The sequence below is a fragment of the Micromonospora sp. BRA006-A genome (assembly GCF_033433935.1).
Classification (GTDB): domain Bacteria; phylum Actinomycetota; class Actinomycetes; order Mycobacteriales; family Micromonosporaceae; genus Micromonospora; species Micromonospora aurantiaca.
Genome location: NZ_JANCLW010000001.1, coordinates 3,146,593 through 3,171,970, shown reverse-complemented (window position 1 = coordinate 3,171,970; position 25,378 = coordinate 3,146,593). Strand labels below are relative to the sequence as shown.

Here is a 25,378-nt window from a genome sequence, read left to right as displayed (position 1 = left end):
TCGATGGGTATTAGCGGCAGGCCGTACTCTTTCGAGAGGAGTGCCACCGATGTCATCACCCTCCACGCGGCGGCTCGCCATCAGCCTGATCCTGGCACTGGCCGGGACCGGCGTGGCCGCATGCAGCGACGACGGGCAGAAATCCGACAGCTCGCAGATCACCGTCTGGAGCCTGGAAGACGTGGCGGATCGCGTCGCCGCCACCAAGACGATCATCGCCGGCTACACCGCCAAGACCGGCGTCAAGGTCAACCTGGTCACCGTCAACGAGGACCAGTTCCCGTCCCTGATCGCCTCCAGCGCCGCCGCCGGCGACCTGCCCGACGTGGTCGGCTCGGTCTCGCTGGCCGGGGTGCGCACGCTGTCCGCGAACGAACTCCTCGACGCCGACGCCAACGGCGCGGTGATCGACCGGCTCGGCCGGGACACGTTCACGCCCCGCGCGCTGGAACTCACCAGCGACGGCGGCACGCAGCTCGCCGTACCGAGCGACGGGTGGGGCCAACTGCTCGTCTACCGCAAGGATCTGTTCGCCGCCGCCGGCCTGCCGGCGCCCGACACGTACGAGAAGATCGCCGCCGCGGCGGCGAAGCTGAACACCGGCGGCGTCGCCGGCATCACCGCGGCCACCTCCCCCGGCGACGTGTTCACCCAGCAGACGTTCGAGCATCTGGCGCTGGCGAACGACTGCCGGCTCACCGACGACTCCGGCAAAGTCACGCTCGACTCCCCCGAGTGCGTCGAGGCGTTCCGCTTCTACGGCGACCTGATGCGGAACAACTCCGTGAAGGGCGCCCAGGACGTCGACACCACCCGGGCCACCTACTTCGCCGGCAAGGCGGCCATGCTGATCTGGTCGCCGTTCATCCTCGACGAGCTGGCCGGGCTGCGCGCCGACGCCCGGCCCACCTGCCCGCAGTGCCAGTCCGACCCGGCGTGGCTCGCGAAGAACAGCGGCTTCGTCACCGCGATCAAGGGCCCGAACGGCACCGAACCGGCCCAGTACGGCGAGGTCAGCTCCTGGGCCGTGCTCGACGGCGCCGCCGACCCGGCGAAGTCGTTCGTGGAGTACATGCTCTCCGACGGCTACCCGCGCTGGTTCGGCATGTCCCCCGAGGGGCGCTTCCCGGTGCGCACCGGCACCCCCGAGGACAAGCAGAAGTTCCGGACCGCCTGGAACACCAGCCCGGCCGGCGTGGACACCAAGAAGCCGCTGTCCGAGGTCTACGGCGAGGACGTGCTCGCCACGCTGCGCCGCAGCCCCGACACGTTCCAGCGCTGGGGCCTGACCGAGAACCAGGGCAAGCTCGTCGGTGCCATCCTCGGTGAACTGCCGGTGCCCAAGGCGCTCGCCGACGTCGTCGGCGGCAGGTCCGACGCGCGCGCCGCCGCCGAACGCGCCCGCAAGGACGTCGAGGCGATAGCCAAGGGCGTCAATTGACCACCACCGCGCCGGAGGCCGGCCGCTCCCCCGCACCGGAGCGGCCCCGCCGACCCGGCCGACGCCCGCTGACACTGCGCCGCCGCGAGTCCCGCGCCGGGCTCGCGCTCGTCGCCCCGACCCTGCTCGTCGTGGTCGCGGTGATCGGCATACCCATCGTGTGGACGGTGGTGCTGGCCTTCCAGCGGGTACGCCTGGCGACACTGCGCAAGACCGGCCTGTTCGGCGAGCTGACGCTGGACAACATCGACCGGGTGCTGCACACCCCCGGGTTCGCCGACACGCTCTGGACCACTGTGCTCTACAGCGTCGGCGGCACCGCCGGTTCGATAGTCGTGGGCCTGGCGGCGGCGCTCGCCGTACGCGGGCCGTTCCGCGGCCGCACCCTGGTACGCGCGTCGATGCTGCTTCCGTACGTGGCGCCGGTGGTCGCCATGACGTTCGTCTGGCAGGTGATGCTCGACCCGCAGCTCGGCATCGTCAACGACTGGGGGCGCCGCTTCCTCGGCTGGGACCAGCCGGTGCCGTTCCTGTCCCAGGAGTCCACCGCGCTGTGGACGGTGATCGCGTTCGAGGCGTGGCGCTACTTCCCGTTCGCGTTCCTGTTCCTGCTGGCCCGGCTCCAGGCGGTGCCCGGTGAGCTGGAGGAGGCCGCCCGGGTCGACGGGGCCACACCCACCCAGCGGTTCCGGCACATCCTGCTGCCGCAGCTCTGGCCGGTGATCGCGCTGATCGGCGTGCTCCGCTTCATCATGACGTTCAACAAGTTCGACGACGTCTATCTGCTCACCGGCGGCGCCGCCGGCACCGAGGTGGTGAGCGTCCGGGTCTACCAGTTCCTCACCGCCCGCACCGACATCGGCGCGGCCGCCGCCCAGGCCGTCGTCCTGGCCGTGGTGCTGCTCGTGTTCGTGGCGATCTACCTGCGCTTCTTCGGCGCGCGACGGGAGTCGTGATGGACCGGGACCGGATCGAGACGGTCAGCCTGCGCTGGCTGCGCCGGCTGGTGATCGCCGGGTTCCTGGTGGTCACGCTGCTGCCGTTCTGGTACATGCTGGTGCTGTCGGTACGCCCGATCGAACGCCTGCTACTCGAACCCGGCTCGCTCTGGGTGCCGTTCGGCGAGCTGACCGTCGCCACGTACGCCGAGGTGCTGAAGTCCGTCTCCGACGGCGGCCAGGGCTTCCTCACGTTCATCCGCAACAGCGGCCTGGTGGCGCTCGCCGCCACCGCGCTCACCCTGGTGATCGCCATCCCCGGCGCGTACGCGGTGTCCCGCCTGCGGTTCTTCGGCCGCCGCCAGGTCAGCGCGCTGTTCCTGGCGGTCTACCTGTTCCCGTCCATCGTCATCGCGATCCCGCTGTTCGTGGTCTTCACCCGAGCCGGGCTGCGCGGGTCGCTGACCGGCCTGGTGCTTGTCTACATCTCGCAGACGCTGCCGGTGTCGGTCTACATGCTGAAGAACTACTTCGAGACGATCCCGGTCAGCCTGGAGGAGTCAGCGGCGATCGACGGAGCCGGCCGGCTCGGCATCATCCGCCGGGTCAGCCTGCCCCTCGCGGCCCCGTCGGTGATGGCCGTCGCGCTGTACGACTTCATGATCGCCTGGAACGAGTACCTGTTCGCGCTGCTGTTCCTGGTCGACCGGCCGGACCGGTGGACCGTGTCGCTGGGCCTGTCGCTGCTCGCCGACGGCGTCGAGGTGCCCAAGACCGTGCTGATGGCCGGCTCGGTCATCCTCACGCTGCCGATCGTGGTGCTGTTCTTCGCCGGGGAGCGAATGCTCACCGAGGGACTCACCAGCGGGGCCGAGAAGGGCTGAGCGTCCGTGCCAGGATGATCGGGTGCGAGCATCACGGGAGCCCCGGGGCGGCGCGCGGGCGGCCCGGCTGCTCACCGAGGCGCTCGCCCCGACCGTCCTGGTCACGGCGCTGCCGCTGATCGCCGCCGCCCGGGTCAGCCGCTCGGCGGGCCAGTTCCTGCTCTGGGGCGGCATCGCGCTCACGTTCTGCGCCGTCATCCCGATCGCCGTACTCGTGCACGGCGTCCGCCGCGGGCGCCTCACCGACCGGCACGTCGGCGACCGCACGCAGCGGGCCCGGCCGCTGTCGATCGGGCTGGCCTCGGTCGCGGCCGGGTTGCTGCTGCTGGCGGCGGTCCGCGCGCCGGCCGGACTGTTCGCCGTGATCGTGGTGGTCTTCGTGGTCGGCGCGGCCTGCGCGCTGGTGAACCACTGGTGGAAGCTGAGCATCCACGCGGCGGTCGCCGCCGCCACCGTCGCCGTGCTGGTGCCGCTGGCCGGCCCGGCAGCACACCTGGGCTGGGTGCTCGTCGCGGCCGTCGGCTGGTCCCGGGTACGGCTCGGCGACCACACCTGGCCGCAGGTGCTGGCCGGCATCGCGCTCGGCGGGCCGCTGGCCGCCGGCACGTTCCTGGCGCTCGCCTGACCCGCCGCCACAAGATCAGCTACGGTGGCCTCATGGGTAAGCCGACCCGCTGGGTGACCGACACGAAGCCCGGCCACTCGCAGTGGTACGTGGACCGGTTCCGTCAGCTCGCCGCCGAGGGCGCCGACCTGGCCGGAGAGGCGCGGCTGCTGGACGCGCTCGTACCGCCCGGCGCCCGTGTCCTGGACGCCGGCTGCGGCACCGGCCGGGTCGCCGCCGCACTCGCCGCGCGCGGGCACGACGCCGTGGGCGTGGACGCCGACCCGACGCTGGTCGAGGCGGCCCGCGCCGACCATCCCGGTCCCCGCTTCCTGGTCGCCGACCTGGCCGAGCTGGACCTGGCCGCGCAGGGTGAGGCCGAGCCGTTCGACGCCGCGGTGCTGGCCGGCAACGTGATGGTCTTCGTCGCTCCCGGGACCGAACGCGACGTGCTGGCCCGCGTCGCCGCGCACGTGCGCCCGGACGGCCTGGTCGTGGTCGGCTTCGCCACCGACCGCGGCTACCCGGTGGCCGACCTGGACGCCGACGCGGTCGCCGCCGGGCTGCGCCCCGAGCACCGCTTCGCCACCTGGGATCTGCGGCCGTGGCGCGATGACGCCGACTTCGCGGTGAGCGTGCTGCGCCGCCCCGCCGGCTGAGCCTTCTCCTGCCGACCGGGCTCAGGCGGGCGCGGCGACGGCGCGGGCGGCCTCCGGGTCGAGCGGGCTGCCCGCCGGCAGGAGGTCCACCAGGGCCGCCGGCAGCCGCGCCGGGCGCACCCCGGCATAGCCGAGCATCCCCGGCACGTCCGTCCCGGTCAGCGCGTACCGCCGTCCGAGGTCGGTGACCACGCAGACCGCGCCGCCGGTGGCACCCGGCGCGGACACCGCCTCCACCAGCGCGCCGCGTCCCGGCTCCACCACCACCTCGTCGGCGAGCCCGGCCCGCCCGCCCGGTGTCCGGGTGGCGGCGGCGAGGTCCGGCGCGGTGACGCCGACGCGGATCTCGCGGACGCCGGAGTCGTCACCGGCGCGCGCGCAGATCGCACCGCTCTCGGCGGTGGCCAGCCGGGGCGGTACGGCGGGCGGCGCGCTCGCCCCGCCGGGCACCAGACCGGGCAGTTTCGGCAGCGCGGCGAACCGGCCGAGCGTGATCGGTTCCGGCTCCCGCTGGCCGGTGCGGGCCAGCAGCAACGCGGCCTGCAACTCGGTGATCGCTGCCAGCCCGCCGCGCTGGGCCACCGCGTACTGCCGCCCGCCACCGGAGTTGCGCACCAGGTAGACGTCGCCCACTGTGGCGCCGGTGACCCGTTCGGACGGCTCGCCGAGGTCGTCCACCGGCGGTGGGGCCAGGTCGGCGCCGGCGGGGAGCGTGTTCAGCAGCGCCGCCGCCACCGGCACCGCCCGTTCCCGGGTGGCGGCGAGCGCGGCGAGCACCCGGTCGGTGTCGCGCAGCAGGTAGCGCCGGTCGTGCCAGAGCAGGTGCAGGCCGCCGTCCGGGTGCCGTGCGAGCAGGCCCTGGTCGCCGAGCACCCGGCCGCCGGTGGCCTCCCGCCCGATCAGCAGCACCGACCGGGCCTCGTCGCGCCCGGGCTCGTCCCCCTCCACTGAGCAGAGCGTCCACGCGTCGCGGACGAGCCGGTTCGACGCGGGCAGCGAGTCCGGCGCGTCGGCTATGCCGAGCGGCAGGCCGCGCGGCACTCCCTCGATGGCCCGGCGGCCGACCAGCACCGTCTTCGGCTGCTCCGCCGCGATGATCAGCAGCGCTGAGGCGTAGTTGAGCACCGGGTGCAGCTTGTCGTCGCGGTAGACGAATCGCGCGCCCGACTCCTTCTCCACGATCACCGCGCCCGTCTCGCGCCACGAGTCACCGCCGCCGGTGAACAGGCCGTAGAGGGCGACGCCGCCGAGCGCGATCGCCGCGACCAGGACGCTGGCCAGACCGGCTCCGGCCAGCCGGCGGAACGGGGACTGCGGCGGGTCCGTCTCCCGCATGACGAGCGCGGCGACCGCCCGCTGGACGGTGAACTGGTACGAGTGCAGCTGGTCCTGCCGCGACGCCATCGTGTCCCTTCCCGCCGGGATGGTCGGCGCACAGGATAAGCGCTCCGTCGATGCCCCGGCGACCCTGCGTGTCCCTCACCGCCCCTTCGTCGTCCCCCCGCTCCGCCAGTACGCCGAAGTGGTTGCATCCCACCCACCCGGACCCCACCACATCCCCGACCTGGAGTCGATCAAGTCGCACCGGCCGCAGCACCACCTGGAATGGATACCCCGGGGGGTGTGTTACACATGGCGGAACCCGAACCGACGGAGGTACTGATGGCCAGCGTGGCGTTGACCACCACCGACTTCGCAGAGACGGTCAACCGGGACGGCATCGTCCTTGTCGACTTCTGGGCCGCCTGGTGCGGCCCCTGCCGGGCGTTCGCGCCGGTCTACGAGAAGTCCAGCGAGCAGCACCCGGACATCGCCTTCGGCAAGGTCGACACCGAGGCCGAGCCGGCCCTCGCGGCCGCCGCCCAGATCCGGTCGATCCCGACACTGATGGCGTTCCGGGACGGCGTGCTGGTGTTCGCCCAGCCGGGCGCCCTGCCGACGGCCGGGCTGGAGGAGCTGATCCGGGCCGTGCGCGACCTCGACATGGACGAGGTCCGGGCCAAGACCGCCTGACGGGTGGCGGCACGAGTACCCCCTGGGGTATCTTCGAGCGCAGGAGGTACGACGTGAATCTTCGACCGGAGATGACGGGCGAGGCGCTGACCCGGCTCAAGCGGGCCCGGGGGCAGCTCAACGCCGTCATCGAGATGATGGAGAACGGCGAGGACTGCCGCGCCGCGCTGACCCAGCTCGCCGCGGTCTCCAAGGCCATCGACCGGGCCGGCTTCAAGATCATCGCCTCCGGCATGCGCTACTGCGACGCCGTCCGCCAGGCGGGCGAGGAGCCGGAGATGACCGAGGAGGAGTTGGAGAAGCTCTTCCTGTCCCTGGCCTGACGGCTCCCCGGCCCGACGGCCCCCTGGCCTGACGGCGCCCGCCCGACCGGCTGAGCCCCGCCCGCGCCGTGTGACCGCGACGCGGGCGGGTAAACACCTGCCTGGAGAACCCAGGCCGCAGTCTGTCCCACACATACCCCCCGGGGTATATAGGCAATGAGAGGAAACGGCATGACTCTCGACGTGTCCGTCATCGCGACCTCCTCGCTCGGCGACCGCAGCTACCTCGCCTCCGACGGCCGGGTGGCGATCGTGGTCGACCCGCAGCGCGACATCGACCGCGTCCTGTACCTGGCCGGCGCCAAGGGCGTACGGATCACCCACGTGGTCGAGACGCACATCCACAACGACTACGTCTCCGGCGGCCTGGAGCTGGCCCGGATCACCGGCGCGCAGTACCTGGTGGCCGCCGCCGACACTGTCGAGTTCGACCGGACCCCGGCCGCCGACGGCGACACCGTGCCGGTGTCGGACACCATGCGGCTGCGGGTGATCGGCACCCCGGGCCACACGTTCCACCACCTGTCGTACGCGCTCGACGAGGCCACCGGCGGCGGCTGGACGGCGGCCGGTGTGTTCACCGGCGGCTCGCTGCTGTTCGGCACCACCGGCCGCACCGACCTGCTCGGCCAGCAGTACGCGCACGAGCTGGCACACCACCAGTACGCCTCGGCGCGCAAGCTGGCCGACCTGCTGCCCGACGGCGCGCAGGTCTGGCCCACGCACGGCTTCGGCAGCTTCTGCTCGGCCAGCCAGGCCGACGCCCCCGAGTCGACGATCGGCCGGGAGAAGGAGGCCAACCCGGTGCTGCGGCTGGCCGCCGACCAGTTCGTCACCGAGACGCTGGCCGGGCTGGACGCCTACCCGGCGTACTACGCCCACATGGGCGTCGCCAACGCCGCCGGTCCCGCCCCGGTCGACCTCACCCCGGTGGCCCGCGCCGACGCCGGCGAGCTGCGCCGTCGTATCGCCGCCGGCGAGTGGGTGGTCGACCTGCGCCACCGCAAGGCGTACGCGGCGTCGCACCTGGCCGGCACCGTCAGCCTCGGCCTGGACGGGCCGATGTCGACGTGGCTCGGCTGGCTGATCGACTGGGGCGTGCCGATCACGTTCCTGGCGCAGACCCCGGAGCAGGTCGCCGACGCCCAGCGGGAACTGGTCCGCATCGGCATCGACCGCCCGGCCGCCCAGGCCACCGGCGAGCCCGAGCAGTGGACCGCCGACCCGTCGCAGCTGCGGGAGATGGCGGTGGCCGATTTCGACGCGCTCGCCGCCGCGCAGGCCGGGAAGACCCCGGCCGGGCTGCCCGCGCCGCAGGTCGTCCTCGACGTGCGGATGACGAACGAGTGGAAGGCCGGGCACATCGACGGTGCGGTGCACGTGCCGCTGCCGGACGTGCCGAAGCGGCTCGCCGACATCCCCGCCGGGACGGTCTGGGTGCACTGCGGCTCCGGCTACCGGGCCACCGCCGCCGCGTCCCTGCTCGCCAACGCCGGCCGTGACGTGGTGCTGATCGACGACTCGTACGGCCGGGCCGAGACGGCCGGCGTACGCATGGCGCCCGCCGCCTGACCTCTCCCCGAGCGCCCGGCCGGCGTGTCCCTACGCCGGCCGGCGCCCGACCCTGCCCGAAAACACCCGCTGAAGGAGACCGAAGCATGACCACGACCACCCCCACCACCATCGACGCGGCGACGCTGCGCGAACTGATCGCCGCCGGCCGTACGCCGCGGATGCTCGACGTGCGCACGCCCGGTGAGTTCGAGGCCGCGCACATCCCCGGCGCGTACAACGTGCCGCTGGACCTGCTCCGGGAGCACCGCGCGGAGCTGCGCAGCCACCTGGACGAGGACGTGGTGCTGATCTGCCGCTCCGGCGTCCGGGCCGGCCAGGCCGGTCAGGCGCTCGGCACCGTCGGCCTGCCCAACGTCAAGGTGCTCGACGGCGGCATGCTGGCCTGGCAGGCCACGAACGCCCCGGTCAACCAGGGCCGGCCGCGCTGGGACCTGGAGCGCCAGGTACGCCTCGTCGCCGGCTCGATCGTGCTCGCCGCCGTCCTCGGTTCGGTGTTCGTGCCCGGCCTGAAGTGGGTCGCCGCGTTCATCGGCGCGGGCCTCACGATCGCCGCGCTCACCAACACCTGCGCCATGGGCATGCTGCTGAGCAAGCTGCCGTACAACCGCGGCGCGAGCTGCGACCTGGACACGATCGTGGGGCAGTTGCGTGACGGGAGCCGCAAGTGACGACTCTCGTCCTGACGCTGGCCGGCGCGGTGCTGATCGGCGTGACGCTGGGCCTGCTCGGCGGCGGCGGGTCGATCCTCGCCGTGCCGCTGCTGGTCTACGTCGCCGACCTGCCCGCCAAGGAGGCGATCGCCACCTCGCTGCTGGTCGTCGGCGTGACCAGCGCCGTCGGCGTACTGCCGCACGCCCGGGCGAACCGGGTCCGCTGGCGTACCGGGCTCATCTTCGGTGTGGCCGGCATGACCGGCGCGTACGCGGGCGGCCGGCTGGCCGAGTTCGTCCCGGCCGGCGTCCTGCTGACCGGGTTCGCGCTGATGATGCTCGCCACCGCGGTCGCGATGCTGCGAGGCCGCCGGTCCGCCGAGGGCCGCCCGGTGCCGCACGAGCTGCCGATGCTGCGGGTGGTCGGGGACGGTGTGGTCGTCGGCCTGGTCACCGGCCTGGTCGGCGCCGGCGGCGGCTTCCTGGTCGTACCCGCTCTGGCCCTGCTGGGCGGGTTGCCGATGCCGGTAGCGGTCGGCACCTCGCTGGTCGTCATCGCGATGAAGTCGTTCGCCGGCCTGGCCGGCTACCTGTCCAGCGTGCAGATCCACTGGGGTCTGGCCGCCGGGGTCACCGCCGCCGCCGTCGTCGGCAGCCTGCTCGGTGGCCGGCTCGCCGGGCGGATCCCGGCCGACCTGCTGCGCCGGGGGTTCGGCTGGTTCGTCGTGGTGATGGGCGTGTTCGTACTCGCGCAGCAGTTGCCGCCGGTATGGGGACTCGCCGTGGGAGCGCTTGCCGTGGCCGGTACGGTCACCATGGCGGTGTGGGGCCGCCGGAGGAGGGAACACAGTGGACAGCAGCGCCTGGGACAGCCGGTACGCCGACACGCCCGGACTGGTGTGGAGCGCTGAGCCCAACCGTTTCGTGGTCGAGTCGGTCACCGGGCTGACTCCCGGGTCAGCGCTGGACATCGCCGCCGGCGAGGGCCGCAACGCGGTCTGGCTGGCCGGTCAGGGCTGGCGGGTCAACGCGGTGGACTTCTCCGCGGTGGCCGTCGACCGGGGGCGGGAGCTGGCCGCCGCGCGGGGCGTCACAGTCGACTGGCGGGTCGCGGACGTTACCGCCTACAGGCCGGTGCCGAACAGTTACGACCTGGTGCTGATCAGCTACCTGCACCTGCCCGCGCCGGAGTTCGCCGGGGTGCTCGCCGCGGCGAAGTCCGCGCTGCGCCCCGGCGGCACGCTCGTGGTGGTGGGCCACGACCTGGCCAACCTCGCCGGCGGCATCGGCGGCCCGCAGGATCCGAACGTGCTGCTCACGCCGGAGTCGGTGGTCGACGGGCTGGCCGGGCTGCGCGTGCAGCGGGCCGAGACGACCCGCCGGCCGGTCCCGGCCACCGACGGCGGGACCGTCGACGCGCTGGACACCGTGGTGGTCGCCACCCGCCCCGCCGGCTGACCGCCGTCCGCCGCCGTTTCGCCGGGCCGGGCCGGGACCGGCCGGTAGCATCCGGGGACGGATCAGCGGAGAGGACACCGGGTGGGCGCGCGTTTCGAGGAACTGGCCTGGCGGGAGACGCCGATCGGCGAGATCAGCCTGCGGCGGCGCCGTGACCCGGCACTGGACTCCGAGGTGTACGAGGTGAAGCTCGACGACGAGTACCTCATGTCCAGCGCCTTCCCGGTCGCGGAGATCGAACTGGCCCGGCTCGGGCTGGCCCCGCTCACCGGTGACGCGCTGGACGTGGTGGTCGGCGGGCTCGGCCTCGGCTACACCGCGCGTACCGCGCTGGAGGATCCCCGGGTGCGCTCACTGGTGGTGGTCGAGGCGATCGAGGACGTGATCGACTGGCACCGGCGGGATCTGCTGCCGTTCGCCGCCGGGCTGGCCACCGATCCGCGTACCCGGTTCGTCCGGGCGGACTTCTTCGCCGCTGTGGCCGGCGACGGTCTCGACCCGGACGAGCCCGGCCGCCGCTTCCACGCGGTGCTGCTGGACGTGGACCACTCCCCCCGCCAGGTGCTGCACCCCAGCCACGCCTCGTTCTACACGGTCGACGGGCTGCGGCGCCTGGCCGCGCTGCTGCACCCGGAGGGTGTCTTCGCGCTGTGGTCGAACGACCCGCCGGACCCGGCGTTCCAGCGCACGCTGACCGAGGTGTTCCCGACCTCGGTGGCGCACGTCGTCCGGTTCCCGAACCCGTTGCAGGGCCGGGAAGCGGCGAACACCGTGTACGTGGCCCGGCACTGATCCCCCCGGCGGCGCATGGCCGCACGAGCAGCGGGAAAGCGCACGGCCCACCGTACGACGGGAGGCTGGGACATGCGTGCGTTGCTCTGGGTGGTCGGCGTGGTCGCCGGTGTGCTCATCCTGCTCGGGCTGCTGCTGGAGGCGGTCCGCTGGCTCGTCGTCATCGGCGTGATCGCGCTCGCCGCGGTCATCATCTTCGGGATCGTGAAGGGCCGGCGGGTGGTGCACCAGCATTCGACCCGCCGCCGCTGACCTGCGGGGGGTGTGACCCACCCGGCAACCTACGTGAGCGTAGGTTACCGCCCGGTTAAGTTAGGCTGGGGGCGTCATCCGCGCGACGAGGAGTAACGGCGATGGACGCGACCGCCCAGCGACCCTGGACCCGTAGCTACGCACCCGGGGTGCCCGCCGAGATCGCCGAGCCGGACGGCTCGCTCGTCGGCCTGCTCACCGAGGCGGCCGGACGGTTCGGCCCCCGGGTCGCGCTCGACTTCTACGGCGCCACCACCACGTTCGCCGAGCTGGCCGACCAGGTGGCCCGCGCCGCCGAGGCGCTGCGCCGGCTCGGCGTCGGCCCGGGCGACCGGGTGGCTCTGGTGCTGCCGAACTGCCCGCAGCACGTGGTCGCGTTCTACGCCGTGCTGCGGCTCGGCGCGGTCGTCGTCGAGCACAACCCGCTCTACACCGCCGACGAGCTGGACCGGCAGCTCACCGACCACGGCGCGACGGTCGCGATCGCGTGGGACAAGGTCGCGCCGCTGGTGGCGGGACGCGGCGCCGTGCGTACCGTGGTGTCGGTCGACCTGACCGCGGCGCTGCCGCGGCTCAAGCGGTGGGCGCTGCGGGTGCCGCTGCCGAAGGTCCGCGCCGCCCGGGCCGCCATGACCGCCCCCGCGCCCGGCGCCCTGCCCTGGTCGGAGCTGGTCGCCGCCGCCGGGCCGCTGCCCGCCGGGCATCCCGCGCCCGAGGCCGGCGACGTGGCGCTGCTCCAGTACACCGGCGGCACCACCGGCGAGCCGAAGGGCGCGGTGCTGACCCACCGCAACCTGCGCGCCAACGCCGCGCAGGGCCGCGCCTGGGTGCCGGGCCTGCGCGACGGCGCGGAGACGGTGTACGCGGTGCTGCCGCTGTTCCACGCCTACGGGCTGACGCTCTGCCTGACCTTCGCCGTGAGCATCGGGGCGACGCTGGTGCTGTTCCCCCGCTTCGACGCCGACCAGGTGCTCGACGCGGTCCGCCGCCGCCCACCGACCTTCCTGCCCGCGGTACCGCCGGTCTACGCGAAGCTGGCCACCGCCGCGCGCGAACGCGGCGTCGACCTCACCTCCATCCGGTACGCGCTGTCCGGCGCGATGTCGCTGCCACCGGCCACCGTGGAGCTGTGGGAGCAGGTGACCGGCGGCCTGCTGGTCGAGGGGTACGGGATGACCGAGACGTCCCCGATCACCATCGGCAACCCGGTCGCGCCGACCCGTCGGCCGGGCACCGTGGGCGTGCCGTTCCCCTCCACCGACGTCCGCATCGTCGACCCCGAGGATCCGAGCCGCGACCGCGCCCCGGGTGAGGCCGGTGAACTGCTGGTCCGCGGGCCGCAGGTGTTCACCGGCTACTGGCACCGGCCCGAGGAGACCGCCAAGGTGCTGCTGCCCGGCGGCTGGATGCGTACCGGCGACATCGTCACCATGGACGCCGACGGCTTCGTGACGGTGGTCGACCGGATCAAGGAACTGATCATCACGGGCGGCTTCAACGTCTACCCGTCCGAGGTGGAGGAGGCGCTGCGCCGCGTCCCCGGCGTACGCGAGGCCGCCGCCGTGGGCATGCCCACCGACGACGGTGAGGAGGTCGTCGCCGCGGTGGTGGTCGACCCGGCGGTGGCCGGCGACCCGGAGGCGATCCGGACGTCGTGCCGCACCCGGCTGGCCGGGTACAAGGTGCCGCGCCGGGTCGTGGTCGTCGACGAGCTGCCGTACTCCCAGATCGGCAAGATCCTGCGCCGCGAGGTCCGCGAACGGCTGCTCGCGGCTCGCTGACGCGGGCTGCTCGTTTGCCGGCGGGACGGCGGGGGTAGACGGGCGTCCATGGTGGATTCACGGGGCAAGGCAGTCGGTCGTTACGTCATGCGTCTGGTCGGGGGCGTGGCCGTCATCCTCGGCCTGCTCGGCACCTTCGGCACACTCGCCGAGGGCAACCTGGTCGGGATCGTGCTCAGCCTCGTGTTCATCGGCGGCGGGGTGTTCCTGCTCAAGCGCTCCGGCCCCGACCGCCGGACGGACTCCGTACCGCGCGCCGCCCGCTGACGGCGCCCGGCCACGCCGGTCCGCGCTCCGCGCCGGACGTGTCGGTGCCCCCGCCTAGGCTGTGACGATGACCGACAGGCGTCAGGTGCTGGCCTTCCGCGTCCGCGCCCAGCAGCTCGACCGGGCGCGGGGCTCGCTCGCCGACACCGCCGTGCTCGACATCGGCGCACAGGACACCGGTCCCGACGGCGGCCGGTGGGCGCTCGCCACGCGCGGCGTCGACGTGGCCCCGCTGACCGGCGACGACCTGGTCCAGCTCTGGACCGTACGCGGCGCCCCGCACCTCTACCGCCGTACCGACGTGGGCGCGGTGGCCGCCGCGGTCGAGCCGTTCTCCGACGCCGACGCGGGCAAGCGCATCTACGACGCGGCGAAGCCGTTGAAGGCGGCCGGCATCGGCATCGTCGCCGCGCTCGACGAGGTGGCCGCGCGGATGCGGCAGATCGTCCGCGAGCCCACGGTCAAGGGCGCGGTCTCCGGCCGCCTGGCCGAGGTGATGCCCGAGCCCTACCTGCGGCACTGCCGGCCGTGCGACGCGATCCACCTCTACGAGATGCCGTTCCGGCTGGCCGCCGTGCGCGCCGGGCTGGAGCTGCGGCTCGACACGTCACCGCCGATCCTGGAACGCATCCGCGGCTTCCGTGCGGCCGCCGCGCCCGGCGACCGGTTCGAGCTCATCCGCGCGTACCTGCGGCTGCTCGGCCCGGCCACGCCCAAGCACGTCGCCGACTACCTCGACGCCCCGGTCAAGGAGGTCAAGGCCCGCTGGCCGCACGACGCGATCGAGGTGACCGTCGACGGCGAGACGCGGTGGCTGCTCGCCGCCGACGAGGCGGCGCTGGGGTCGGCGGACGCCACGACGACCCGCCTGCTCGGCCCGTTCGACCTGTTCCTCCAGGCGAAGGACCGGGCGACGCTGGTGCCGGACGCGGCCCGCGCCAAGGAGCTGTGGCCGGTGCTGGGCCGCCCCGGCGCCGTGCTGGCCGACGGTGATCTGGCCGGCACCTGGCGGCCCCGCAAGTCCGGCCGGTCGTTCACCGTCGCGGTCCAGCCGTGGCGCAAGCTCACCGGCAGCACCCGCGACGCGGTGGTCGCCGAGGCCGAGCGCCTCGCCGCGTACCGGGGCGTGCCGCTCGCCGGCGTCGACTTCGCGGCGTGATGGCATCATGATCGCGTGATCGTCTGGCTCAACGGCGCGTTCGGTGTCGGCAAGACGACCACCGCGCGGCTGCTCACGAACGCGCTGCCGGATGCGCGGCTGTTCGACCCGGAGTTCCTCGGCTCGATGCTCACCGCGTTCGTCACCCCGCCGACCGGCGACTTCCAGGATCTGCCTCTGTGGCGTCACCTCGTCGTGCAGACGGTCACCGGGCTGGACCGGCACCACGCGGGCGTCTGGATCGTGCCGATGAGCCTGCTCGACCCGGCGTACCGGGCGGAGATCCTCGGCGGCGTCCGCGCCGCGGGCGTCGACGTCCGCGAGGTGGTGCTCACGCTCCCCGAGGACCGGTTGCGGGCCCGGATCGACGCCGACCAGGTCGAGTCCGGCGCGCGCGGCTGGCGGCACGACCACGTCGACCGGGCCCTCGCCGCGTTCGCGTCGGTGACAGACGCCCGTCTGATCGACGCGTCCGCTCCGCCCGAGCAGGTGGCCGACGCCGTCACCGCGCACGTGCGCGCCGAAACTCGCTGTCGGGCCTCCGGGCACGATGGTAGACAGCCGGGGTGACCGAACCCCTGACGTTTCCCGATCGGCTGCGGCTGATCGACGACCGGTCGGCTGCGTTCCGGGACGCGGTCGCCGCCGCGCCGGACCTCGACGCGCCGGTGCCGACCTGTCCCGGGTGGACGCTGTTCGACCTGGCCCGGCACATCGGTCAGGGACGCCGCTCCTGGGCGGCCACCGTCGCGGCCGGACCGGAGGCCTCCGGGCGGGCCGCGCCCGGCGGGCCGGACGTGCCCCGGGAGCGTACGGCGCTGCGCGACTGGCTGGCCGAGTCCACCGAACGGCTGCTGGCCGCGCTGAGCGACGCCGGACCCGATCGGGGCTGCTGGACGTGGTGGGACACGTCGCAGTCGCCGCAGAATTGCGGCGCCGTCGCCCGGCACCAGCTCCAGGAGATCACGGTGCACACCTACGACGCCCAGCTCACAGTGGGCGCGCCGCGGCCGCTGCCGGTCGAGGTGGCCCTCGACGGCGTGGAGGACTTCCTGTCCACCTGCTGCGCGACCACTGTGCCGTGGCCGTACGAGCCAGCCGTCCTCGACTACCACCTCACCGAGGGGCGAGTGGTGGTGCGTGCGGCTCTCCCCCGACGGCGTACGGGTCACCCGCCTTCCCCTCGGAGCCGATGCGGGCCCGGCCGACACCGCCGCCCGGTCCACCGCAGGTGACCTGGTCCTGGCCTTCTACGGCCGGATACCGCTGGACGCGCTCACCATCGAGGGCGACCGGCGCGTACTCGACCGGATCGCGGCATGGGATCCGGGCGCGTAGCCCGGCGGCCTGAGCGTGCAAGGATGACCGGTATGCCGGATCGTGCGTTGAGCTTCGGGGCGGCAGCGCGGGCGTACGAACGGTTCCGGCCCGGCTATCCGGAGGAGCTGGCCGACCTGGTGCTGGCGTACGCGGACCGGCCGGTCCGGACCGCACTGGAGATCGGCGCCGGGACCGGCAAGGCGACCCTGCTGTTCGCGCGGCGCGGCATCGCGGTCACCGCCACCGACCCGGATCCCGCGATGCTCGCCGAACTGCGCCGGCACGTCCCGGCCGAGGTGCGGGTCCGGCAGGCCGCGTTCGAGCAGTTGCGCGCGGGCGAGCGCCACGACCTGGTGTACGCGGCGGCGGCGCTGCACTGGACCGACCCGGACCGGCGATGGGAGCGGATCGCCGGGCTGCTCGCGTCCGGTGGCGTGTTCGCGTCGTTCGGCGGGCCGCTGCGGATCGCCGACCCGGCGCTGCGCGACGCGGTGGCCGCGGCCCGGTCCGAGTTCCTCGCCGACGACGAGATCCCGTCGCCGGACGGGACGCCACCGGAGGCCGGAATGCAGTGGCCCGGCACCGAGCTGCGCGCGTCCGAGTGGTTCACCGACGTGCGCCAGTCGGAGATCGCGCGGCGGATCACCATCAGCGCCGACGACTACGTCGGTCTCCTGTCGACCGTCTCGGCCTATCTCGAACTGCCGCCACCCGTACGTGAGCAGGTGTTCCACCGCGTCCGGGATGTGCTGCCCGGCACGATCGAGGTCACCGCGGACGTCACGGTCCACCTGGCGCGGCGGACGTCGCAGCCCTGACCAACCGGCACCGGGTGATCCTTGACGGCAACCTGGCGCGAGTCGGCCCGCCTCGGCGCCCCTTCGCTGCCGTCGGCACGCGGAGGCGTCCTGGCACCGCGCCGGACGACAACCCGAAGATCTACGCGGACGAGGGAACTTCCTGACACACCTGACCGACTACTCGATCGGGACACGGCAACCGGGCAGCCCACGGCTCGACGGGCACGAGCCACCCCGAACCAAAAGCCCATATTCTCGATCGGAGTAGTCGATGTCCGTCACCGAACTGTCCGGCGATCCCGCGCCGGACACCTCCACCGCCGCGCCGGCCGCTCGGCCGGGCCGCCAGCCGACGCCGTTCGCCGCGCTGCTGACCCGGCTGCACTTCTACGCCGGCATCCTGGTTGCCCCGTTCCTGCTGGTCGCCGCCCTGACCGGCCTGGCTTACACCATCACCCCGCAGCTGGACCAGGCCCTCTACGGCGACCGGCTGACCGTGGCCGCCGTCGGTGACCAGCCGAAGACCCTCGCCCAACAGGTCACCGCCGCACGGGCGGCGCACCCCGACGGCACCATCGCCGCCGTGGCGCCCGGCACCGGCGACCGGACCACCCAGGTGGTGTTCTCGCTCGAGGAACTCGGCGACAAGCAGCACACCGTCTACGTCGACCCGTACACCGGCGAGGTGACCGGGCAGCTCACCACCTGGTTCGGCTCCACCCCGGCCACCACCTGGCTCGACGACCTGCACCGCAACCTGCACCTCGGCGAGGTCGGCCGGCACTACTCCGAGATCGCCGCCAGCTGGTTGTGGGTCCTCGTTCTCGGCGGCGTGGTCCTGTGGTGGCGCCGCCGCAGCGCCACCCGCGCCCGGACGACACACCTGCTCGTACCGGACCTGACCGCCCGCAAGGGAGTTCGCCGTACCCGGGGCTGGCACGCCAGCACCGGTGTCTGGCTCGCGGTCGGCCTGCTGTTCCTCTCCGCCACCGGCTTGACCTGGTCCCGGTACGCCGGCGCGAACTTCAGCACCGGCCTGGACACCCTGCGCGCCGGCACTCCGGAACTCTCCACCACCGTCGACGGCGTGGCCCCGCCCGCGGGCGGTGGTGAGCATCAGCACGGTGGCGCGGCGACCGGCACGGCGGACAATCCGGCGTCCTACGACAACGTGCTGGCCTCCGCGCGCAGCGCCGGACTCTCGGGACCGGTGGAGATCAGCCCCGCCGCGGAGTCCGGCCTGGCCTGGACCGTCGCCCAGGTCGACAACGCCTGGCCGGTCGCGAAGGACCGAATCGCCGTCGAGCCCACCACCGGCGCGGTCACCGCCCGCAGCGACTTCGCCGACTGGCCGCTGCTCGCGCAGCTCAGCAGCCTCGGCATCCAAGCCCACATGGGAATCCTGTTCGGGCCGATCAACCAGATCCTGCTCGCCGCGCTCGCTCTCGGTCTGCTCTGCGTCATCGTCTGGGGCTACCGCATGTGGTGGCAGCGCCGCCCCACCCGCGCCGGCCGTCGCGCCCCGCTCGGCTCACCGCCCGCCCGAGGTGGCCTCCGAGGGCTCCCGTGGTGGGCGCTGCTGCTCTGCGTACCGGTCACCCTGGCACTCGGCTGGGCACTGCCCTGGTTCGGCGTCACCCTGCTCGGCTTCCTCGTCGTCGATCTCGTCCTCGGCCTGCTCGCCCGTCGGCGCCGCCGGCCCCTACCCGTCTCACCCGCGCCGACCGGCAGCTGACCCCGGCGGCTATCCGGCCGTCACCGCCTCGGAGAGACCGGACAGCCGCCGTGAACCCTCAGTCGCGGATCCGCACGGCGCCTCGCCCCTCCCGATCAGCGTGTCGTCGGGAGGGGCCGGACGGATCACGGCGAGGCGGGATCAGGACACCAGATAGGCGGTCAGCCGGTCGGCGAGCGGGCCCGGACGGCTGAGCGCCACCGCGTGGCCGCCGTCGATCTCGTCGGGAGCCACGCCGAGCCGGTCGGCGGCCACCCGGCGTTGGAAGTCGGCGGGGAAGAACCGGTCGTCGCGGCCGATCAGCACCGCCGTCGGCACGGCCGGCCAGGCGGGCAGTGGCCACGGCTCGTCCCACTCCGCGCTGACCTGCTCCCGGGCGTGCGCGGGCGCCTCGGCGACGATCTCGGCCGGCACTCCGTTGTAGAACTGCTGCTCCTCGCTGAGCCCTTCCGGCTCGCGGTAGCCGGTGTTGCCCCACCAGTCCCCCGGCTTCTCGCCGGGCCGCGGGATCATCGGCGTGAGCAGGACCAGCAGGCGCACCGGCAGCCGGTCGGCGACCAGCGCTGCGGTGAACGCGCCGTACGAGTGCCCGACCACCACGAGGTCGTCGCGGTCGCCGGCGGCGTCGATCACCGCCTGGCCGAACTCGGCGAACCCCGCCGACCGGTCACCGATGGGCAGCTCCGGCACCACCGCGTCGTGGCCCCGGGCGGCCAGCTCGGGAACCAGCCGATGCCAGTCCCACGCGCTGCCCCCGCCACCGTGGATGAGCACGAACGTCGTCATGCCCGGACCCTCCCACACCGGTACGACATGCCGTGGCCGTCAGTGCGGATACGCCCGGGGCACCCGGGCGGCCCGCAGCTCGTCGCGGAACGCCTCGATGCGGGTGATGACCTGACGCCGCCCGATCGTGTTCTCGATCCGGTCGAGGTAGAGGCAGCGGGCGGCGAGCCGGGGCAGGTCGACGGAGAAGTAGATCGCCATGAGGGGGTTGACGAACAGGTCGCCGTGGCCGGTGCGCCGGCTGAACCGTACGTCTCCGAACGCGCCGCCGGTGGCGGCGGCGATCTGCCCCTGGACGATGCTCGGCCGGTGCGGGGTGGCGGCCTGGGCCTGCGCGACCGCCTCGCGGTAGAGCACGGCCTCACGACTGGAGCCGGGAATGGACAGCGCGCCGAGGTAGCCGCCCTCCCGGTCCAGCGCGGCCAGGTTCTCCAGCACCTCGACGTGGTTGACCCCGTCGTGCGCGTCGATGCCGAAACCGAGGCTGCTCACCAGCCGGACCGGCACGTCCAGTCCGGCCACGGCGGCCAGGCTGGTGATGTCCTCCACCGGGGTGCCCAGGCCGCTCTCGTCGCCGCGCAACAGGATGTCGGTGCCGCCGTCGACGAGCACGATCGCGTCGAGGTCGAGCCGGTCGACCAGGTGCCGGTACGCCTCCCGCAGCGGCTGCACGCCCAGCGGCGGGAAGGCGTACACGGTCGACGGCAGGTCCCGGCCCGCCAGCCAGCGGGCCAGGTGCGCCTCCGGGAAGTACCAGTCCGGGCTGAGAGTGTCCGGCCGGATCGCCGCGACGTGCTCGTCCACCCACACCTGCCGGTCGAGCAGTTCCAGCTCGGAGAAGGAGAGGCTGGCCAGGTGCACCCGCTTGCCGGCCTGCCACAGCGCCAGCGCCAGCGGCAGGCCGGCGAACACGTCGAAGCCGCCACCGGCGCCGGCGATCAGGACGTCGCGTGCCGGGGCCAGGGCGGCGAACAACGGCGGAACGGCCAAGGTGTACGCGGCGGTGTCGGTCACCGGATGATGATCTTCCGCTCGCGTGGCGGCCCGCTGCCCCGAGGCCGCCCGGTCGAGGCGCGGCCCGGGGCCGGGACCCGCTCGCTCAGACCGGGCGGCCGAACGTGACCGCCTCCCGGACGAGCCGTGGCGCCTTCTCCGCCAGTTGCGCGTCCGGCCGAGCGCCGAGCGCGTCGTTCACCGTGGAGAAGGCCAGCCGGAACGCGATCAGCGTGGTCGCCTCGAAGATCTCCCGGTCGCTCAGGCCGGCCTCGCGCAGGCGTCGCGTGTCGGCCTCGATGGTGGCGTTCGGGTCCGTCACGACCCGGCGGGACCAGTCCGCGAGCGCCGTCTCCCGCTCCGACAGGTCCGCCTCGTCGCCGCGCAGCACCGCGGCGGCTGTCTCCTCGTCGCTCATCCCGGCCAGCCGCGCGCCCCAGGCCAACGAGCAGTACGAGTCGCCCCGCGCGGCGGCCGTGGCGGCGACCAGCACCGCCACCTCACGTGAGGACAGCGTGGACTCGGACAGCAGCTCGGTGCGCGTGTTCTGGAACGACATCAGCACGTCGGGTCGCCAGCACCAGACGCGGGTGAGGTTGTTGACGTAGCCGTCGGAGGCTAGATCGTCCTCGTACGCGGCTTTCGCCGCCGGGCTCTGCGGCGGTTCGGGGAGGAAGGCGGCATTCATGCGGGCAGTCTGCGCCACCCGGGCGCCCCCCACAGGCTGATCAACGACAGTACGATCCGCGAATGATCCGGGCGGTCTTCTTCGACGTGGGCGGGACGATCCTCGACGAGACCCGCGAGTTCGCGACCTGGGCGGACTGGCTCGGCGTACCCCGGCACACGTTCTCCGCGGTCTTCGGCGCGGTGATCGCCCGAGGGCTGGACTACCAGGAGGTGTTCCGGGCGTTCCGGCCGGACTTCGACCTCACCGCCGAACTCGCGCGCCGGGTCGCGGCCGGTGACCCGGAATCGTTCGGCGCCGACGACCTCTACCCGGACGCGCGGGCCTGCCTGGCCGCCCTGAAGGACCAGGGTCTGCGCGTCGGCCTGGCCGGCAACCAGCCGGAGCACGCCGAGGCGACGCTGCGGGCGCTGGACCTGCCGGTGGACGTGATCGGCACGTCGGCGGCCTGGGGCGTGGCGAAGCCGGCGCCGGAGTTCTTCGACCGAGTGGTCCGCGAGGGCGGCGGCGACCCGTCGGCGATCCTGTACGTCGGTGACCGGCCGGACAACGACGCCGCCCCGGCGATGGCCGCCGGCATGACGGCGTGCCTGATCCGGCGCGGACCGTGGGGCCACATCCTCGACATGCCGGACGTCGCCGACCGGTGCCTGTTCCGCATCGGTTCGCTGGACGAGCTGCCGGCGCTGGTCGCCCGGCACAACGCGGCGGGCGGCTAGTCCGGCACGTCCCCGAAGACCGAGAGCCGGGTGCGGTGGTGGCGCGGCGCCTCGATCTCGTCGACCACCGCGACCGCCAGATCGGCGTACGACAGGTGCGCGAGCGCGGGGGCCTGCTCGCCGCCGAGGCGGTAGCGGCCGGTGCGGGGGCCGTCCACGTCCAGCGCGGCGGGCGGGGTGAGCACCAGCCAGTCGACAGTGGTGTCCGCCGCGCGGAGCCGGTCCAGGCCGGCGGCGTGGCTGAGCGCGAACGGCCGCAACTCTGCGGGCAGCACGGCCGGGTCGTCGTGGAGGGGCCGGCCGCGCGCGTCGGTGAGCGTGGCGAACAGGCCGATCGCCAGGAGCCGGGGCACGCCGGCGCGGGCCAGGCCGTGCAGCAGCGCGTCGGCGGCCCGGACGAAGAACTCCGGATCGAGGCCGGCGGCGAGCGCCTCCGGCCCGGACGCCGGGCTGACCGCGTGGACGGCGGCGTCGTGCCCGTACCCGATGGAGGTGACGGCCTCCGGGTCGGTGACGTCGCCGCGTACCGCGGAGGTAAGGCCGGGATGGCGGGCGCGGTCGCGGACGACGCCTGTGACGCGGTGGCCGCGGCGGTGGGCCTCGGCGGTGATCGCGCGGCCGGCCCGGCCGCCCGCGCCGAAGACGACGATGCTGGTCATGGCGCGACGCTAGGCCGCGGGGTGCCGGTTACCGCAACGGTACCGGGGTTACGCTCGGGCGGTGACGCCGCTCGATCCGGACATGTTCCACCCCGCGTGTCCGTCGCGGATGGTGCCGTTGCAGATCGGCGACAAGTGGACCGCGATGGTGGTGCTGTGCCTGGAGCACGGGCCGCGCCGGTTCACCGAGCTGCGGGTGCCGCTGCGCACGATCACGCCGAAGGTGCTGGCCGAGACGTTGCGGGCGATGGAACGCGACGGGCTGGTCACGCGTACCGCCTACGACGAGAACCCGCCGCGTGTGGAGTACGCGCTGACGCCGCTGGGCCGCAGCCTGCTGACGCTGGTCGCGGCGGCAAGGTCGTGGAGCGAGCGGCACCTGGACGAGGTGCTGACGGCCCGGAGGTCGCACGACTCACGGATGCCTTGACCACACCCGTCGGCACCGGGCGTTGTGCCGGGCCGACCGGTCGCCCTAGCCTCGCTCCGGTAGGCATCGACGGCGATCGGGGGGACGCCATCAGCGGCAACGACACCGGGCGTGGCGGCCTGCGCAGGTTCGCCGCGAACGTGATGACGAACGTCCTCGCGAACCTCATCGCGGCGGCGATCGTCTACGTGCTCGCCGCGGCCGCCGGGCTGCTCCCGCGTGACCCCGCGCTGATCCTCGCGGCGCTGCTCCTCGTCAGCGTCGCCGCCGCCATGGTGCTGCTCGTCCTCATCACCACGAACGCCTTCGCCGACAGGGCGGACGTCCTCGGCGGGTGGATGGCGATCGCCCTCGGTACGCCGATCCTGACCTCGGCCGTGGTGTACGCGCTCCGTGAGCGCGATCCGGCGGCGGGGATCGTGGGCGGGCTGATCGGCGCGGGGCTCGCCGGCGCAGGCGTGTCGATGCTGGTGGCCGGACGGCGGATACGGCGGGCGGCCGACGCGTCGCCCGACGGGGATCAGCGGGCGGCTGAGCCGGGCGTCCGGCAGTAGCGTCGTACCCCCGGCATAGCCTGCCGGTCATGGGAACCGCTGAGCTGGACGAGCTGATCGTGGCCGACGCGGACGCGCTGCGCGCGTGGCTGTCCGCCCACCACGACACGTCTCCCGGTGTCTGGCTCGCCCTGACCCGCAAGGGCGGCACCGTCACCGCGCTGACCTGGCAGCAGGCGGTCGACGAGGCGTTGTGCTTCGGCTGGATCGACGGGCAGGCCCGCAAGCGCGACCAGGAGAGCTCCTGGATCCGGTTCACCCCGCGCCGGGCCCGCAGTTCCTGGTCGCAGCGCAACGTCGCGCACGTGGCCCGGCTGGAGGAGCAGGGGCGGATGACACCGGCGGGCCGGGCCGCGGTGGAGGCCGCGAAGGCGGACGGCCGGTGGGCGGCGGCCTACGCGCCGCCGTCGGAGGCCGAGGTGCCGGCCGACCTGCTCGCCGCCATCGCGTCCGAGCCCGCCGCCCAGGCCATGTTCGACGTCCTGACCAGCGCCAACAGGTTCGCGCTCATCCACCGGCTGAACGCGGTCAAACGGGCGGAGACCCGGACGCGCAAGATCGGCGAGTTCGTCGCCATGCTGGCCCGCCACGAGACGTTCCACCCGCAGAAGGCGAAGCCCTCGACCAGGCCGTGACGTCACGGCCCCCTCACCACGTCTCACGCGTGGTCCCGGACGAACGCGCGCATGAGCGCGGCGCACTCGGCCGCGTGGGTCTCCAGCAGGAGGTGGCCGCCGTCGTAGAGGTGCGCGTCCATCCGGTCGAGCGCGCGGTGGTACGCGAGCACCTCGGCCACGTCGAAGTACGCGTCGTGCCGGCCCCACAGCACGAGCGCCGGCGGCTGGTGGGCGCTGTGGTACGCGGCGATCTCGCCGAACCGGGCGACGTGGGTGGCGTAGTCGGTGAACAGCGCGAACTGCGCCTCGACGTTGCCGGGCCGGGTCATCCGATCCCAGTCCAGGTGCCACGCCTCGGGCGCCTGCAACGGGCGTACGTGCTCGGGCAGCCCGGCGAGGTACTGGTCCCGGGTGCCGGCGAAGGTCAGCCAGTCGGGCAGCGCGGCGCGGGTGGCCTCGCCCGGGTCGGCCCAGTACGCCCGCGCGGTGTCCCACTGCGCGCCGAGCCCGTCGGCGTGCGCGTTGCCGCTCTGCACGATCAGGCCGCGGATCCGTGCCGGGGCCCGGGTGGCGAGGTGGTAGCCGACCGGCGCGCCGAAGTCGTGCAGGTAGACGAAGAAGCGGTCCACGCCGAGCCGGCCGAGGAACCGCTCGACCGTCCACGACAGGTTCTCGAACGTGTAGTCGTACTCGGCGACAGTGGGCGACGACGACATGCCGAAGCCCGGCAGGTCGGGCGCGAGCACGTACGCGACCTCGGCGAGCGCGGGCATGACCTCGCGGAACGTGTGCGACGAGCTGGGGAAGCCGTGCAGCAGCAGCACCGCCGGGTCACCGGGGCGTCCGGCCTCGCGGAAGAACACCTCCAGGCCGTCGACGTCGGCGTGCCGGTGGCGGATCTTCCGACTGGCGCGCATCACCTCATCCTGGCGGTCCGGCCGCGCCCGTACGGCCGATTCCGGCAGCCGCGACGACCCCGCGCCCGGCGACCGGCGGGGTGAGCCGGGCGTACGCTCGAACGAGCCGACGGCAGGAGGTCGCCCGCGATGATCCCGGTGCTGATCCTGTTCGGGCTTCTCCTCGGGCGCTGGTGGCGGTCGTCGCTCGTCGCCGCCGCGCTGGGCTGGCCGGTCCTGCTGGTCGCGACCGGCGTGATGGACGTCGGCGCCGGGCTGCTCGGCGCGGCGGGGCTGGCCGTCGCGAACACCGGTGCCGGCGTGCTGCTCCACCAGGGAGCCCGCCTGGCGATCCGGAGCCTGCGGGCGTCCTGAGCCGGGCCCG

Annotated in this window: 31 protein-coding genes; 25 read left to right on the top strand and 6 right to left on the bottom strand. The window is 73.7% G+C overall.

The window, feature by feature from the left end; genetic code table 11:
• The first annotated feature begins 49 nt into the window (after window positions 1-49).
• From NMK34_RS14295 to NMK34_RS14275, 5 genes are read left to right on the top strand one after another with little or no spacing between them, the layout of a single operon-like run.
• A complete protein-coding gene (locus NMK34_RS14295; protein WP_318333806.1) occupies window positions 50-1,441 on the top strand; it encodes an ABC transporter substrate-binding protein in 1,392 nt (463 codons plus the stop codon).
• Complete coding sequence (locus NMK34_RS14290; protein WP_318333805.1) at window positions 1,438-2,397, top strand: sugar ABC transporter permease; 960 nt, start codon at window positions 1,438-1,440, stop codon at window positions 2,395-2,397. Before NMK34_RS14295 ends, NMK34_RS14290 begins: the two co-directional genes overlap by 4 nt.
• Complete coding sequence (locus NMK34_RS14285) at window positions 2,397-3,263, top strand: carbohydrate ABC transporter permease (RefSeq protein WP_113973854.1); 867 nt, start codon at window positions 2,397-2,399, stop codon at window positions 3,261-3,263. Before NMK34_RS14290 ends, NMK34_RS14285 begins: the two co-directional genes overlap by 1 nt.
• A 22-nt stretch (window positions 3,264-3,285) precedes the next feature.
• Window positions 3,286-3,888: a phosphatase PAP2 family protein gene (locus NMK34_RS14280; RefSeq protein ID WP_318333804.1), complete on the top strand. Its 603-nt coding sequence runs from the start codon at window positions 3,286-3,288 to the stop codon at window positions 3,886-3,888.
• Between the two features lie 32 nt (window positions 3,889-3,920).
• Window positions 3,921-4,526: a class I SAM-dependent methyltransferase gene (locus NMK34_RS14275; RefSeq protein ID WP_318333803.1), complete on the top strand. Its 606-nt coding sequence runs from the start codon at window positions 3,921-3,923 to the stop codon at window positions 4,524-4,526.
• Between the two features lie 21 nt (window positions 4,527-4,547).
• On the opposite strand, the gene eccB is transcribed toward NMK34_RS14275, so the two are convergent.
• The gene (gene eccB, locus NMK34_RS14270; RefSeq protein ID WP_318333802.1) at window positions 4,548-5,930 is read right to left on the bottom strand and encodes a type VII secretion protein EccB; all 1,383 of its coding nucleotides are present in this window, start codon (window positions 5,928-5,930) and stop codon (window positions 4,548-4,550) included.
• Window positions 5,931-6,188: 258 nt separating this feature from the next.
• Between eccB and trxA the strand changes: the two genes are divergently transcribed.
• From trxA to NMK34_RS14190, 15 genes are all read left to right on the top strand, one after another.
• A complete protein-coding gene (gene trxA / locus NMK34_RS14265; protein ID WP_318333801.1) occupies window positions 6,189-6,539 on the top strand; it encodes a thioredoxin in 351 nt (116 codons plus the stop codon).
• 53 nt (window positions 6,540-6,592) lie between these two features.
• Window positions 6,593-6,862 carry a metal-sensitive transcriptional regulator gene (locus NMK34_RS14260; protein ID WP_318333800.1) on the top strand — a complete coding sequence of 90 codons (270 nt, stop codon included), beginning with the start codon at window positions 6,593-6,595 and terminating at the stop codon, window positions 6,860-6,862.
• Between the two features lie 171 nt (window positions 6,863-7,033).
• Window positions 7,034-8,434 carry an MBL fold metallo-hydrolase gene (locus tag NMK34_RS14255; RefSeq protein ID WP_318333799.1) on the top strand — a complete coding sequence of 467 codons (1,401 nt, stop codon included), beginning with the start codon at window positions 7,034-7,036 and terminating at the stop codon, window positions 8,432-8,434.
• Window positions 8,435-8,520: 86 nt separating this feature from the next.
• Window positions 8,521-9,105: a rhodanese-like domain-containing protein gene (locus NMK34_RS14250; RefSeq protein ID WP_318333798.1), complete on the top strand. Its 585-nt coding sequence runs from the start codon at window positions 8,521-8,523 to the stop codon at window positions 9,103-9,105.
• Window positions 9,102-9,998, top strand: a complete 897-nt coding sequence (locus NMK34_RS14245) for a sulfite exporter TauE/SafE family protein (RefSeq protein ID WP_318333797.1) — start codon at window positions 9,102-9,104, stop codon at window positions 9,996-9,998. The genes NMK34_RS14250 and NMK34_RS14245 overlap by 4 nt, the downstream gene beginning before the upstream one ends.
• Window positions 9,937-10,545, top strand: a complete 609-nt coding sequence (locus NMK34_RS14240; protein ID WP_318333796.1) for a class I SAM-dependent methyltransferase — start codon at window positions 9,937-9,939, stop codon at window positions 10,543-10,545. The genes NMK34_RS14245 and NMK34_RS14240 overlap by 62 nt, the downstream gene beginning before the upstream one ends.
• Before the next feature lie 81 nt (window positions 10,546-10,626).
• Window positions 10,627-11,337, top strand: a complete 711-nt coding sequence (locus NMK34_RS14235) for a spermidine synthase (RefSeq protein ID WP_318333795.1) — start codon at window positions 10,627-10,629, stop codon at window positions 11,335-11,337.
• A gap of 72 nt (window positions 11,338-11,409) precedes the next feature.
• Window positions 11,410-11,589 carry a hypothetical protein gene (locus NMK34_RS14230; RefSeq protein WP_318333794.1) on the top strand — a complete coding sequence of 60 codons (180 nt, stop codon included), beginning with the start codon at window positions 11,410-11,412 and terminating at the stop codon, window positions 11,587-11,589.
• 101 nt (window positions 11,590-11,690) lie between these two features.
• Window positions 11,691-13,370 carry a long-chain-fatty-acid--CoA ligase gene (locus NMK34_RS14225; protein ID WP_318333793.1) on the top strand — a complete coding sequence of 560 codons (1,680 nt, stop codon included), beginning with the start codon at window positions 11,691-11,693 and terminating at the stop codon, window positions 13,368-13,370.
• 87 nt (window positions 13,371-13,457) lie between these two features.
• Complete coding sequence (locus tag NMK34_RS14220) at window positions 13,458-13,637, top strand: hypothetical protein (RefSeq protein WP_318333792.1); 180 nt, start codon at window positions 13,458-13,460, stop codon at window positions 13,635-13,637.
• 67 nt (window positions 13,638-13,704) lie between these two features.
• Window positions 13,705-14,796: a winged helix DNA-binding domain-containing protein gene (locus NMK34_RS14215; RefSeq protein ID WP_318333791.1), complete on the top strand. Its 1,092-nt coding sequence runs from the start codon at window positions 13,705-13,707 to the stop codon at window positions 14,794-14,796.
• Between the two features lie 15 nt (window positions 14,797-14,811).
• Window positions 14,812-15,366 carry an AAA family ATPase gene (locus tag NMK34_RS14210; protein ID WP_318333790.1) on the top strand — a complete coding sequence of 185 codons (555 nt, stop codon included), beginning with the start codon at window positions 14,812-14,814 and terminating at the stop codon, window positions 15,364-15,366.
• Window positions 15,363-16,031 carry a maleylpyruvate isomerase N-terminal domain-containing protein gene (locus NMK34_RS14205; protein ID WP_318333789.1) on the top strand — a complete coding sequence of 223 codons (669 nt, stop codon included), beginning with the start codon at window positions 15,363-15,365 and terminating at the stop codon, window positions 16,029-16,031. Before NMK34_RS14210 ends, NMK34_RS14205 begins: the two co-directional genes overlap by 4 nt.
• Before the next feature lie 135 nt (window positions 16,032-16,166).
• Window positions 16,167-16,934, top strand: a complete 768-nt coding sequence (locus NMK34_RS14195) for a class I SAM-dependent methyltransferase (protein WP_318333787.1) — start codon at window positions 16,167-16,169, stop codon at window positions 16,932-16,934.
• Between the two features lie 253 nt (window positions 16,935-17,187).
• A complete protein-coding gene (locus NMK34_RS14190) occupies window positions 17,188-18,651 on the top strand; it encodes a PepSY domain-containing protein (protein ID WP_318333786.1) in 1,464 nt (487 codons plus the stop codon).
• Window positions 18,652-18,792: 141 nt separating this feature from the next.
• Here the strand turns inward: NMK34_RS14190 and NMK34_RS14185 are convergent, their stop codons facing one another.
• The 3 genes from NMK34_RS14185 to NMK34_RS14175 all read right to left on the bottom strand — a co-directional run bounded on the left by NMK34_RS14185 (window position 18,793) and on the right by NMK34_RS14175 (window position 21,118).
• Entirely contained in the window at window positions 18,793-19,437 is a 645-nt protein-coding gene (locus NMK34_RS14185) for an alpha/beta hydrolase (RefSeq protein WP_318333785.1), read from the bottom strand.
• Between the two features lie 39 nt (window positions 19,438-19,476).
• Complete coding sequence (locus tag NMK34_RS14180) at window positions 19,477-20,451, bottom strand: DUF1152 domain-containing protein (RefSeq protein WP_318333784.1); 975 nt, start codon at window positions 20,449-20,451, stop codon at window positions 19,477-19,479.
• Between the two features lie 85 nt (window positions 20,452-20,536).
• A complete protein-coding gene (locus tag NMK34_RS14175; RefSeq protein WP_318333783.1) occupies window positions 20,537-21,118 on the bottom strand; it encodes a carboxymuconolactone decarboxylase family protein in 582 nt (193 codons plus the stop codon).
• Between the two features lie 62 nt (window positions 21,119-21,180).
• Between NMK34_RS14175 and NMK34_RS14170 the strand changes: the two genes are divergently transcribed.
• Window positions 21,181-21,837: an HAD family hydrolase gene (locus tag NMK34_RS14170; protein ID WP_318333782.1), complete on the top strand. Its 657-nt coding sequence runs from the start codon at window positions 21,181-21,183 to the stop codon at window positions 21,835-21,837.
• On the opposite strand, the gene NMK34_RS14165 is transcribed toward NMK34_RS14170, so the two are convergent.
• A complete protein-coding gene (locus tag NMK34_RS14165) occupies window positions 21,834-22,496 on the bottom strand; it encodes an NAD(P)-dependent oxidoreductase (RefSeq protein WP_318333781.1) in 663 nt (220 codons plus the stop codon). The two genes, NMK34_RS14170 and NMK34_RS14165, sit on opposite strands and share 4 nt — an antisense overlap.
• 61 nt (window positions 22,497-22,557) lie before the next feature.
• On the opposite strand from NMK34_RS14165, the gene NMK34_RS14160 reads away from it, so the two are divergent.
• From NMK34_RS14160 to NMK34_RS14150, 3 genes are all read left to right on the top strand, one after another.
• Window positions 22,558-22,926 carry a winged helix-turn-helix transcriptional regulator gene (locus NMK34_RS14160; RefSeq protein ID WP_318333780.1) on the top strand — a complete coding sequence of 123 codons (369 nt, stop codon included), beginning with the start codon at window positions 22,558-22,560 and terminating at the stop codon, window positions 22,924-22,926.
• A gap of 143 nt (window positions 22,927-23,069) precedes the next feature.
• Window positions 23,070-23,480 (top strand): diguanylate cyclase, encoded by a 411-nt coding sequence (locus NMK34_RS14155; protein ID WP_318333779.1) that lies wholly within the window; start codon window positions 23,070-23,072, stop codon window positions 23,478-23,480.
• 29 nt (window positions 23,481-23,509) lie between these two features.
• Window positions 23,510-24,115 (top strand): YdeI/OmpD-associated family protein, encoded by a 606-nt coding sequence (locus NMK34_RS14150; protein WP_318333778.1) that lies wholly within the window; start codon window positions 23,510-23,512, stop codon window positions 24,113-24,115.
• 23 nt (window positions 24,116-24,138) lie between these two features.
• Here the strand turns inward: NMK34_RS14150 and NMK34_RS14145 are convergent, their stop codons facing one another.
• On the bottom strand, window positions 24,139-25,014 hold the full coding sequence (locus tag NMK34_RS14145; protein WP_318333777.1) for an alpha/beta hydrolase: 876 nt from the start codon (window positions 25,012-25,014) through the stop codon (window positions 24,139-24,141).
• A gap of 129 nt (window positions 25,015-25,143) precedes the next feature.
• On the opposite strand from NMK34_RS14145, the gene NMK34_RS14140 reads away from it, so the two are divergent.
• Complete coding sequence (locus NMK34_RS14140; RefSeq protein WP_318333776.1) at window positions 25,144-25,368, top strand: hypothetical protein; 225 nt, start codon at window positions 25,144-25,146, stop codon at window positions 25,366-25,368.
• Window positions 25,369-25,378 lie beyond the last annotated feature (10 nt).

What these genes read in the sequence shown, in the direction of transcription:
- NMK34_RS14275 (WP_318333803.1), top strand. Translation starts at nt 3,921, where the DNA reads ATGGGTAAGCCGACCCGCTGGGTGACCGACACGAAGCCCGGCCACTCG.
- NMK34_RS14255 (WP_318333799.1), top strand. Translation starts at nt 7,034, where the DNA reads ATGACTCTCGACGTGTCCGTCATCGCGACCTCCTCGCTCGGCGACCGC.
- trxA (WP_318333801.1), top strand. Translation starts at nt 6,189, where the DNA reads ATGGCCAGCGTGGCGTTGACCACCACCGACTTCGCAGAGACGGTCAAC.
- NMK34_RS14195 (WP_318333787.1), top strand. Translation starts at nt 16,167, where the DNA reads ATGCCGGATCGTGCGTTGAGCTTCGGGGCGGCAGCGCGGGCGTACGAA.
- NMK34_RS14140 (WP_318333776.1), top strand. Translation starts at nt 25,144, where the DNA reads ATGATCCCGGTGCTGATCCTGTTCGGGCTTCTCCTCGGGCGCTGGTGG.
- eccB (WP_318333802.1), bottom strand. Translation starts at nt 5,930, where the DNA reads ATGGCGTCGCGGCAGGACCAGCTGCACTCGTACCAGTTCACCGTCCAG.
- NMK34_RS14170 (WP_318333782.1), top strand. Translation starts at nt 21,181, where the DNA reads ATGATCCGGGCGGTCTTCTTCGACGTGGGCGGGACGATCCTCGACGAG.
- NMK34_RS14285 (WP_113973854.1), top strand. Translation starts at nt 2,397, where the DNA reads ATGGACCGGGACCGGATCGAGACGGTCAGCCTGCGCTGGCTGCGCCGG.
- NMK34_RS14295 (WP_318333806.1), top strand. Translation starts at nt 50, where the DNA reads ATGTCATCACCCTCCACGCGGCGGCTCGCCATCAGCCTGATCCTGGCA.
- NMK34_RS14185 (WP_318333785.1), bottom strand. Translation starts at nt 19,437, where the DNA reads ATGACGACGTTCGTGCTCATCCACGGTGGCGGGGGCAGCGCGTGGGAC.
- NMK34_RS14155 (WP_318333779.1), top strand. Translation starts at nt 23,070, where the DNA reads ATGACGAACGTCCTCGCGAACCTCATCGCGGCGGCGATCGTCTACGTG.
- NMK34_RS14220 (WP_318333792.1), top strand. Translation starts at nt 13,458, where the DNA reads ATGCGTCTGGTCGGGGGCGTGGCCGTCATCCTCGGCCTGCTCGGCACC.
- NMK34_RS14175 (WP_318333783.1), bottom strand. Translation starts at nt 21,118, where the DNA reads ATGAATGCCGCCTTCCTCCCCGAACCGCCGCAGAGCCCGGCGGCGAAA.
- NMK34_RS14230 (WP_318333794.1), top strand. Translation starts at nt 11,410, where the DNA reads ATGCGTGCGTTGCTCTGGGTGGTCGGCGTGGTCGCCGGTGTGCTCATC.
- NMK34_RS14190 (WP_318333786.1), top strand. Translation starts at nt 17,188, where the DNA reads ATGTCCGTCACCGAACTGTCCGGCGATCCCGCGCCGGACACCTCCACC.
- NMK34_RS14150 (WP_318333778.1), top strand. Translation starts at nt 23,510, where the DNA reads ATGGGAACCGCTGAGCTGGACGAGCTGATCGTGGCCGACGCGGACGCG.
- NMK34_RS14215 (WP_318333791.1), top strand. Translation starts at nt 13,705, where the DNA reads ATGACCGACAGGCGTCAGGTGCTGGCCTTCCGCGTCCGCGCCCAGCAG.
- NMK34_RS14165 (WP_318333781.1), bottom strand. Translation starts at nt 22,496, where the DNA reads ATGACCAGCATCGTCGTCTTCGGCGCGGGCGGCCGGGCCGGCCGCGCG.
- NMK34_RS14225 (WP_318333793.1), top strand. Translation starts at nt 11,691, where the DNA reads ATGGACGCGACCGCCCAGCGACCCTGGACCCGTAGCTACGCACCCGGG.
- NMK34_RS14145 (WP_318333777.1), bottom strand. Translation starts at nt 25,014, where the DNA reads ATGCGCGCCAGTCGGAAGATCCGCCACCGGCACGCCGACGTCGACGGC.
- NMK34_RS14250 (WP_318333798.1), top strand. Translation starts at nt 8,521, where the DNA reads ATGACCACGACCACCCCCACCACCATCGACGCGGCGACGCTGCGCGAA.